Source organism: Microvirga sp. 2MCAF35 (assembly GCF_052115545.1).
In the GTDB taxonomy this organism is placed as follows: domain Bacteria; phylum Pseudomonadota; class Alphaproteobacteria; order Rhizobiales; family Beijerinckiaceae; genus Microvirga.
The window spans coordinates 17,835-27,639 of the sequence record NZ_JBFRGW010000048.1 but is presented as its reverse complement, the minus strand read 5'-3'; the positions used below and the strand labels follow the sequence as shown (position 1 = coordinate 27,639).

At 63.1% G+C, this 9,805-nt stretch carries 9 protein-coding genes and 1 tRNA gene; 8 read left to right on the top strand and 2 right to left on the bottom strand.

What is annotated here, in order from left to right; all coding sequences use genetic code 11:
• On the top strand, positions 1–210 hold a 210-nt coding region (locus tag AB4097_RS19045; protein ID WP_442042424.1), incomplete at its 5' end, for a DNA translocase FtsK.
• Positions 211–284: 74 nt separating this feature from the next.
• On the opposite strand, the gene AB4097_RS19040 is transcribed toward AB4097_RS19045, so the two are convergent.
• The gene (locus tag AB4097_RS19040) at positions 285–704 is read right to left on the bottom strand and encodes a DUF1236 domain-containing protein (protein WP_442042422.1); all 420 of its coding nucleotides are present in this window, start codon (positions 702–704) and stop codon (positions 285–287) included.
• Between the two features lie 177 nt (positions 705–881).
• On the opposite strand from AB4097_RS19040, the gene AB4097_RS19035 reads away from it, so the two are divergent.
• The 7 genes from AB4097_RS19035 to AB4097_RS19005 all read left to right on the top strand — a co-directional run bounded on the left by AB4097_RS19035 (position 882) and on the right by AB4097_RS19005 (position 7,679).
• Complete coding sequence (locus tag AB4097_RS19035) at positions 882–1,640, top strand: SDR family oxidoreductase (protein ID WP_442042420.1); 759 nt, start codon at positions 882–884, stop codon at positions 1,638–1,640.
• Positions 1,641–1,830: 190 nt separating this feature from the next.
• Positions 1,831–4,725, top strand: a complete 2,895-nt coding sequence (locus AB4097_RS19030; RefSeq protein ID WP_442042418.1) for a penicillin-binding protein 1A — start codon at positions 1,831–1,833, stop codon at positions 4,723–4,725.
• Complete coding sequence (locus tag AB4097_RS19025; RefSeq protein ID WP_442042416.1) at positions 4,725–5,765, top strand: hypothetical protein; 1,041 nt, start codon at positions 4,725–4,727, stop codon at positions 5,763–5,765. Before AB4097_RS19030 ends, AB4097_RS19025 begins: the two co-directional genes overlap by 1 nt.
• A gap of 492 nt (positions 5,766–6,257) precedes the next feature.
• The gene (locus tag AB4097_RS19020; protein ID WP_442042430.1) at positions 6,258–6,653 is read left to right on the top strand and encodes a VOC family protein; all 396 of its coding nucleotides are present in this window, start codon (positions 6,258–6,260) and stop codon (positions 6,651–6,653) included.
• Positions 6,654–6,686: 33 nt separating this feature from the next.
• The gene (locus tag AB4097_RS19015) at positions 6,687–7,190 is read left to right on the top strand and encodes a peptide deformylase (RefSeq protein WP_442042414.1); all 504 of its coding nucleotides are present in this window, start codon (positions 6,687–6,689) and stop codon (positions 7,188–7,190) included.
• A 35-nt stretch (positions 7,191–7,225) separates the two neighbouring features.
• The gene (locus AB4097_RS19010) at positions 7,226–7,450 is read left to right on the top strand and encodes a hypothetical protein (RefSeq protein ID WP_442042412.1); all 225 of its coding nucleotides are present in this window, start codon (positions 7,226–7,228) and stop codon (positions 7,448–7,450) included.
• 152 nt (positions 7,451–7,602) lie between these two features.
• A tRNA-Asp gene (locus AB4097_RS19005) sits at positions 7,603–7,679 on the top strand.
• A gap of 140 nt (positions 7,680–7,819) precedes the next feature.
• On the opposite strand, the gene AB4097_RS19000 is transcribed toward AB4097_RS19005, so the two are convergent.
• On the bottom strand, positions 7,820–9,787 hold the full coding sequence (locus AB4097_RS19000) for a PhoX family protein (protein ID WP_442042410.1): 1,968 nt from the start codon (positions 9,785–9,787) through the stop codon (positions 7,820–7,822).
• Positions 9,788–9,805 lie beyond the last annotated feature (18 nt).

The following is a 9,805-nucleotide window of genomic DNA, read 5'->3' as shown; positions in this document are numbered from 1 at the left end:
GCGCCGGGCGGCGACCTGTACGACCAGGCGGTGGCGGTGGTCTTGCGCGACAAGAAGGCCTCGACGAGCTACATCCAGCGTCGGCTGCAGATCGGCTACAACCGCGCCGCCTCGCTGATGGAACGCATGGAACAGGAGGGCATCGTCGGACCCGCCAACCACGCCGGTAAACGCGAAATTCTCATCAATCATCTCGATCTGGACGATTGATCAGACGCTTGAGCCGAATGATGGAAAAGGCGGCCTTATCAGGCCGCCTTTCTGCATTTGGGGGAGCGGTCGAACTACTGGATGACCTGAACGACCGTCCGCGTCTGAGGATCGACCAGGACAGTCTGGTCGTTCACGATGGTATAGCTGTAGGGATTCCGAAGGCCGACGCTTTGCGGGACGGGGTAGAGCCTGACCCGTGGCGGCAGGGGCTGGCCGACGGTCACTTCTTCCGTCACACGCATCGTGGGACGACGCTGGGCAACCACATAGGTGTGGACCCTGTTCTGCTCCTCGGCTGTGAGAACGCCGCCGACCGCGGCACCGGCGACGCCGCCGACCACGGCGCCAACCGGACCGCCGATGACGGCTCCAGCCACGGCGCCACCCGCGGCGCCGGTCGCTGCACCGGTTTCAGTGCTGCTCTGGCAGGCGGCAAGGGGAAGGGCCAGAAGAGTCAGGATGGCAGCCGAGCTTAGGGCGTGATTACGCATGGCGGATTCCTTTCCGGTTAGCACCATGCGAACGCGGGAAAGCTTGGCCGGTTCCCTGCCTACCCAAGAGGGCACCTCAAACCTGAAAGGTGTGAGCAAGCCGGTCTTTCGTCCTTGCGGTTCCCGCTTCCGAATGCATCTGTCATGGCAGATGGAAGCAAGGGTTGGGAGGACAGGATGGCCGAGCGTTCCAAAGTTGCGATCGTAACCGGGGCGGGAACAGGAGTAGGCAAGGCGATCAGCGCGGCTCTCCTGAAGGCCGGCTACAGCGTCGTCATGGCGGGGCGGCGACGGGACGCCCTGGAGACGGCCGAGCGGGAGATTGCGGGAGAAGGCGGCCGGACGCTGCTCGTGCCGACCGACGTGGCGGACCCGGCCTCTGTCGCAGCCCTGTTCGTCGTGACGAAACAGACTTTCGGCAGGCTCGACCTTCTCGTCAATAATGCCGGAACGGGGTCGCCCGCCGTTCCCTTCGAGGACATCCCCTTCGAGCAATGGCAGAAGGTGCTCGACACCAATCTGACGGGAACCTTCCTGTGCACGCAGGAGGCGTTCAGGATCATGAAGGACCAGAACCCGAGGGGCGGGCGGATCATCAATAACGGCTCCGTATCCGCCTATGCCCCGCGCCCCTTCTCGGCTCCCTATACAGCGACGAAACATGCCGTGCTGGGGCTGACGAAGTCGACCGCCCTCGACGGTCGCGCCTATGACATCGCCTGCGGGCAGATCGACATCGGCAATGCCGCCACCGACATGACCGCCAGAATGACGGAGGGCGTCCTGCAGCCCAACGGGACTCTGGCGCCCGAACCCAGGATCGATCCCAAGCACGTGGCGGATGCGGTGGCCTACATGGCCGGATTGCCGCTCGATGCGAATGTGCTCACCATGACAGTCATGGCGACCAAGATGCCGTTCGTCGGACGAGGGTGAGACACATTGCCGTGAGAGGGACATCGCCACCTGGGAAGTAAGCTGGGCTGCCCCATCTCACTGGAATGGCAATCCTGGGTCAGCCGCGATGGTCGGCTTCCATTCAGCTTGTTCCGAGCAGGATACGAGCCATGGCAGCCCGTGCCGGATACCTTTTCATGGAGTGTGGCTTCCCGATGACGGCGGCGGAATGAGTGCGATCCTCGTCAAGATCTTTGCAACGGCCTTGACCCTGAGCCAGGTTCTCGTCGATCCGGCGACGGTCAGGACGAGTTTCGATCCCGCACGCGACAAGGAGCAGGTCTCCCAGATCCTGAAGGACGGCTGTACCCATATGCGGCGCGCCTTCGATATCGAGGACATCAATCTCGACGATCTCATCGCGACGGCCATGGATGATCCGCAGGCCATCACGGGTGATCTGAAGGTGCTGCAGGGGCTGAGTTTCACTGACCTGCAGGCGAGCTACCGTCAGTTCTGCAAGGACGAGAAGGTCGAGCCGCCACCGGTCGATCTGAGCGAGGTGATCTCGTACTACAATGCGGCCGTCGCAGGGCTTCCCGATGCCGGAAAGCTGAAGGGCCTGAAGCTTCCGGGCGTGAGCGTGATCCTGGACGGGAGCGGCAAGCGCTTCGCCGAGGTGTATGAACCCGATCATCGACGCATCTGGGTTCCCCTGTCGGACATTCCGATGAGCGTGCAGCAGGCCTTCGTCTCGGCAGAGGACAAACGCTTCTACCAGCACAGGGGCGTGGACGAACGTGGGGTGATCCGCGCCTTCATGGGGAATTTGACAAATCCCGGACGGCCTGCGGGCGGTTCCACGATCACCCAGCAGGTGGCCAAGAATCTCCTCGTCGGCGACGACGTCACCTATGACCGCAAGATGCGGGAAATGATCGTCGCTTCGCGGGTCGAGCGCGTTCTCAGCAAGGCGGAGATCCTCGAAATCTATCTCAACTCGATCTATCTCGGTCGCTCCTCCTGGGGGATCGAGATGGCGGCTCAGAGCTATTTCGGTAAGAGCGCCAAGGCGCTGTCCGTTTCCGAAGGGGCGCTGCTCGCAGGATTGGCGAAGGGGCCTAACTACTACAATCCCGATACGAAGCCGGACCGTGCCCAGGAGCGCATGGCTTATGTCCTGAGCCGCATGCAGGACGATGGATTCCTGAAGCCCGATCAGGTGCATCAGGCCGTTGCGTCCCTGCCGTTGCGGGTGCCGTTCGAACGGACGAGACGCACGACGGGCTTCTACTTCGTCGATCATGTGAGCCGGGACGCCCGGACGCTTGCCGATATCGAGAAACTGAGCGCAGGTGGCTATACGGTGCGAACCACCATCAACCCGGCTCTGCAGGAGGCCACCGAGACGGCCTTGCAGGAAGGGCTTGCCCGCTACGAACTGAGCGTAGGGCGGCAGCGCTACCAGGGCGCCGAGGCCAATCTTGCACAGGCCGTCAAAGCGCTCGAAACCACAAAGGACGGGCCTCCGGCCTGGCAGCGGGCCTTGGAGGCTGTGCGGCTGCCTCTCTATGACGTGCATTGGCCGGCCGCCGTCGTCATCGAGAAGGGGAAGGACAAGAAGACCGGTGCCAATGTCCTGCGGGTCGGCCTTTCGGATGGGCGCGTGTTGTCGTTGAACGCCTGGGACGCGGCACGGCGGGACCTCAAGCTTTACGACGTGGTGCGCGTCCAGGTGATCGAGCAGAAGGGCAAGGGCGCGGTTCGCGCCGACCTGCGGGTGCCCCCTTCCGTGCAGGGCGGTGCGGTCGTGCTCGAGAACAGGACCGGCCGCATTCTCGCCATCACGGGCGGCTTCTCCTATCCGTTGAGCCAGCTCAACCGGGCAACGCAGGCGCAGCGACAGCCGGGCTCCGCTTTCAAGCCGCTGACCTATCTCGCGGCCCTGTCGAAGGGCCTGCAGCCCAACACGCTGATCTGGGATGCGCCGGTAACGCTGCCTCCCGTGGGCGGTGGGGCGAATTCCGGTGCCGGCGAATCCTGGAGCCCGAAGAACTTCGACGGCGGCCGCTCGGGAATCATGACTCTGCGCCGGGCGCTCGAGAACTCCAAGAATCTCGTGACGGCGCGCCTGCTCGACGGCGGCATCGAAGCATCGCCGGAACAGAGCCTGAAGCGCGTATGCGAACTCGCAATCGAAGCGCAGCTCTATCTGGAATGCACGCCGTATTATCCGTTCGTTCTCGGCGCGCAGCCGGTGCGGATTCTCGATCTGGCCGCCTTCTACGCGGCCGTTGCCAATGAGGGCGCGATGCCCGTGCCCCATGCCATCGAGAGCGTGGAAGAGAACGGACGCACCGTGTATAGCCGCAAAGCGAACACGCTGGTTCGGCTCGGTTCCGCCGACGCGGTCGCCTTCTATCAGTTGAAGACCATGCTGCAGGGCGTCCTGGAGCGGGGGACCGCCCGCTCGCTGAAGGCGCTTGCTCCCTATGCCGGAGGCAAGACGGGAACGTCAGACAACGAGAACGATGCCTGGTTCGTCGGCTTCACCAACGATGTCACCATTGCCGTATGGGTGGGGCATGACAATGCCGACGGCAAGCGCCGCACGCTCGGTCGAGGACAGACCGGCGGCAAGGTGGCGGCTCCGATCTTCCAGTCCATCCTTCAGGCTGCATGGGAACACGACATACCGAAAGCGCCCCTCAACCCACCTTCGCCTCAGACGGCCAAGCAGATGATCGCCCTGCCGATCGATCTCAACACCGGCGACAGGCTCACGGATGGACAGGGCAGAGCCTTCACGGAGCACTTCCGTCTCAGCTGGTTCGGTCGCTTGAACGAGACCCAGTACCGTCTCGTGCCGCAATCGGAAGTGTACGCCTTCCGGAACCCCGATCCCTGGAGCGACGGCGAGGAGAGGAGCGGGCCGGATTACTACGAGGACGGTCCTTACGCGCAGGGGCCGGGCTGGCTGGAGAGCCTGCGCCGCAACGCTCCGCCCGCACGCCGTCAGGCCGAACCCGAGCGGGGCTTCCGCTGGTGGTGGGAGGACGACGCCCCGCGGCGGCCGCAGCGGGTGGACCCGGATTATTTCTGGCGCAACGGACAGGTTTACTGATGATTCCGACAAAACCCTTCGGACGGACGCTGGCCGTCCTGGCCGCTCTTTTTGTTTGCACGGGCGCGCTGAAAGCGCAGGAGTTCAAGATCGACGAGATTGCGTCCGTGACCGCCGTGGCGCCGGCAGTGCTGAAGCCCGGGACCATCCTCTTCAGCGACCACCGGGACGACAAGCTCGCCGACGTCGGAACGGGTTTGATCCGGTTCGAGGACTGGGCTCGCGAGAGGCCTCTGCAGAAGCAGCTTCTGAGCCCCTATCCGGCCTATATCGAGCCGAATATCAAGGTCTCGGTCCACGGCATTCCGAAAGCCTATACCGAGAAGCTCCACATGTATGTGGTCGAGGCACGTTTCCTGATCAACAAGGCGCCCGGCTCCATCGACTTGGGGCGCTATACCCGGCTCGATGTGCTCGAGACCATCGATCCGGCCATCAAGCATCGCCGCATCACGGCGGATCAGGCCGCCCCCCAGGTGGACCCGGAGAGCGCCTATCAGCGTCATCCGAACCGGCGCTGGTGCGAGCCCGAGGGAAGTCTGTGCATCGAGTCGCGTTATCCGCTGGAGGGCAAGCTGCCGGTGGGCATACGGCTCGCCAACAAGCTGGAAGAGGGCGGCAAGAAAATCTCGGAATCGATGGATTTCCAGACGGAGATCCGCACGCTTGCGCCCGAGGAGATCGAACGGGCCGGATATGCTAAGCTCACCGGCCTCGACGCCCCCGTGACCGGGGTGCTGGAACAGACGATCTTCCATGTGAATCAGGTCATGCAGTTCGGGAAGCTGGTGGCCGTGCTGCAGCCCTATCCTAGTGATGCGGGCAAGACGGTCGCGACCGTGTTCATGACGCTTGCGGTCGAGACCGATGTCCTGGAGCGGAAAAAGGAGTTCGAGAGCGTTCCCGTGCTCAGGAACCTCATTCCCGCTCAGGTGCTCATGGGCAAAAGCTCGTTCAACTCCGGCAACTCCATCAGCGCCGGGCTGCCCAACTATGTCCGCAACCGCATTCGCGCCATCGCCGGCCAGTTCGAGAAATAAACTCACGGCAGCGCACACGAAAAAGCCCCGTTCCAATAAGGCCGAACGGGGCTGCTGAGTGTGCGGAGGCGACAAGGGGTTGCGGGGAATGGTGCCTCCGTACCAAACCAAAGCGTTGAGCTTGATCAATGTTCCTTGGGAAATTGCGTTCTTGAAACTTGGCAGGCATCAAATTTCCTTGATTGCGCCATTTTCGAAGCTCTCACTCGCCTTCTGGATTACCGACATCAGGTGTGGTCGAACGCCGCACCTGGTTAACAAACCCGCTCCGCGATTGTTGGGGCCGGGCAGTCAGCGTTTCTTCCTCCCGAACCTGCCTTCCCTGGCCCAACCAGGGAAGGCTTTTTTGTCGGGGCTTCGGCAGCCTGTTCGATCGGCTGCCCTCGCGCTCTTCCGTTCATCTGTTCCCCCTGTTATTTCCCGAACCCGTTGTTGAATTTTCCAGGTCTCCCACCGGACGGTGGAAGGCCGATGTCGAAGAGGTTCCCGTCCATGGCCAAAGCCATCCATTCGATGATCCGGGTGCTCGACGAGCAGCGCTCCCTCGCATTCTATGAAACGGCATTCGGACTCAAGGTGGCGGAGAGACTGGCGTTCGAGGGCTTTACGCTCGTCTATCTCAGCAACGGAGACAGCGAGTTCGAACTGGAGCTGACGATCAACCATGACCGGACCGAGCCCTATGCGCTCGGCGACGGCTACGGGCATCTGGCCTTCTCGGTGGACGATGTCGGGGCGGAGCATGCCCGTTTCGATTCGCTGGGCCTGAGCCCCACGTCGCTCAAGGAGCTGACGCTCGAAGGCAAGCCTCCTGCGCGGTTCTTCTTCGTGCAGGACCCAGATGGGTACAAGATCGAAGTGCTCCAGCGCGGCGGCCGCTACAGGTAGTCTGAACCACCAAGCCTGTTCGAGAAATCCCGCATGCCCATCCGTCCGATCGTCCGCTTTCCCGATCCTCGCCTGCGCCGGAGGGCCGAACCTGTCGGTTCCATCGACGAGGATGTGCAGACCCTTGCCCGGGACCTTACGGAAACCATGCACGCGGCCCCCGGCATCGGCATCACGGCGCCGCATGTCGGCATCCTCCGGCGGCTCGTGGTCATCCAGTTGGAATCCGACCCCGAGCCCCACATCTATGTCGATCCGGAAGTCGTCTGGTCTTCCCCGGATAGGATCCGTCATGTGGAGGGAAGCGTCTCGATGCCGGGCGTCACCGACGAACTGGAGCGCCATGCCCGGGTGCGGGTGCGCTACAGCGGACTCGACGGCGAGGCGCATGAGGAGGAGGCGGAAGGGCTGATGGCCGTCTGCCTCCAGCACGAGATCGATCAGCTCGACGGGATCTTCTGGATCGACCGTCTGTCGAAGTTGAAACGGGACCGTTTGATCAAGCGGTTCGAAAAGCTCCATCGCATCAGGGCCTGATGGTGGAGGGGCTCTGATATTGGAGTTTGTAAGCCGTGTTCGAAATCTACCGTATTGAAACCGTGGCCTCGGAAGAGGCGGGCGGGGGCGTCGTCCGCCGGATCATGGTGCGCACCGACTCGCTCGACAAGGCAAAGGAGCGGGCCCTGAAGGTATTCTCGCTCGCCCGCCGTCCGCAATCCCGCGATCCCGAGATCGAGGCCGTGCGCGTTCTGAACGGAGCCGGCCATGAGGTTTTTTCCATCAGCACCAGGGATTAGGTTCCTGCCCTTGATGTTATGCCCATCAGCCTCCGGAAAACCGGAGCGCCTGGGGATAAGCCAAACACCATTTGACAGAGCGCGCGTTCACCGGTACTTGCGCGCCTCCATCGCAAGAAACGCTCCTTCGAGCGGGCGATGCGAGGAAATGCGCGGGCGTAGCTCAGTCGGTTAGAGTGCCGGCCTGTCACGCCGGAGGTCGCGGGTTCGAGCCCCGTCGCCCGCGCCACTCTCCTCCTGCCGCGATGGCGGCTCGCTATCCCAAAAATTCGGCACGGCTTCAGAATGCGCGTCGCGGCGCTTCGAAAGAACAAAGGAGCCGCGATGGGCTCCTTTGCAATCTTGATCGTTCAAGGTCGGGTCAAACCGTCAGGCGATCTTGCCGCCGCCCTTCTTCGTGACCACGAGCAGGGAAGGCCGGGGCGGCATGCCGTCCTTGAAGTCCGGCCAGCGCGTGATCGGATTGTCGAAGCTGGCGGGAGCGCCTTCTTCCGCCTCGCCGGGATGCTGCACGGCCAGGAAGAGCGTCTCGTCGTTCGGCGTGAAGAACGGGCCGCACATTTCCGCCCCGACAGGAACTCGGAAGAAGTGCTTGGACGTGCCGCGCATCTCGCCTTCCGTTTCCAGGGCCCACAAGCCGTCTGCGCGACCTGTCGCCTTGGCGTTGTTGCCGTCGGTGGAGATCCAGAGGCGTCCCTGGTTGTCGATGGCGCAGTTGTCGGGCATGCCGAACCAGCCGTTCCTGGTCGTCTCCGACGAGAAGGTCGCGCCGACCGACGCCACCGAAGGATCGCCGCATTTCACCAGAACTTCCCAGGTGAAGGCCGACGAGGCGTGGTTGCCGCCCTCCGGCATCATTTCGACGATGTGGCCGAAGGCGTTGTTCGCACGTGGGTTGGCGGCATCCACCTGGTCTTCCTTGCGGCGCGTGTTGTTCGTCAGCATGACGTAGACGCGGTTGGTCTGCGGATTGGCTTCGATATCCTCGGGACGGTCCATCTTGGTGGCCCCGAGAAGATCCGCCGCCCGGCGGGTTTCGATCAGCACGTCGGCCTGGCTCTTGAAGCCGTTCGCCTCGGTGAGGGGACCCTGGCCTTGCACCAGCGGCAGCCACGTACCCTTGCCGTCCGGGTTGTACTTGGCGACGAAAAGGGTGCCCTCGTCGAGCAGGCCGAAATTCGCCGCCCGGTTCTTGGTATCGACCTTGCCGGCGGTGACGAACTTGTAGACGTAGTCGAAGCGCTCGTCGTCGCCGAGATAGATCACGTAGCGGCCGTCGCTGTTGGTGAGGCCGGCAGCGCCTTCGTGCTTGGTGCGGCCGAGTGCGGTGCGCTTCTTCGGCACGAAGGTGGGATCGAATGGGTCGATCTCGACCACCCAGCCGAAGCGGTTGGCCTCGTTCGGCTCCTTGGCGAGGTCGAAGCGGTCATGGAACTTGCCCCAGGCATAGGCCGGCGTGCCGATGCCGTAGCGCTTGTAGTTCTTGGTCTCGGGATGGGTGTCGCCGAGGGAGCCCCAGAAATAGCCGTTGAAGTTTTCCTCGCAGCTGAGCCAGGTGCCCCAGGGCGTCACGCCGCCGGCGCAGTTGTTGACCATGCCGTTGACCTTGCGGCCGGTCGAGTCAGCCGAAGTCTTCATGCGGTCATGACCGGCGGCCGGGCCGGTGATGTCCATAGGCGTTTCGGCCGTGATACGGCGGGTGTACTTGGAGTCCTTGACCACCTGCCATTCGCCGTTGACCCGACGGATCTCGACCACGGCGCCGCCATGGGCGGCCATTTCCACATTGACCAGGTCCTTGGTCATCTTCGCGAAAGCAACGTCCTTGGCATCCTGGATACCGACGCCGGGGAACATCAGTTCCTCGTTGGTGTACTCATGGTTCGCCACGAGGAGGCCGTGGTCGCTGGAGCCGTCAATCGGAATATAGCCGACGAAATCGGTGTTGTAGCCGAACTGGCGGGCTTGGCGTTCGGCCGTCTGGTTCTGCGGGTCGAACTCGGGCGTGCCAGGGAAGAGCGGATCGCCCCAGCGCAGGAGCACCTTCGCGTCGTAGCCTTCGGCCACGTGGTGGGTCTGGTCGACGCCTGCTTCGATCTCCTTGAAGTCGAAGGATGCGGCAGTGCCCTTCTTGGCCGGCTGCTCGTTGGCCGCCAGAGCGCGGGTGCCGACGGTCGCGGAGATCGCCGCAACGGCCAGGGAGCCGCGCAGAAGGTCGCGGCGGTTGAAACGTGTGGCGATGATCTCGCCCATGGTGAGGTTGTGCGTCGGGTTCACCCCGACATCGCCTGAATCTTCCAGATCGCTTGCGCGAAGGCGGGCCTTGTGCTCGTCCATATCGGCTTCTCCATCTCT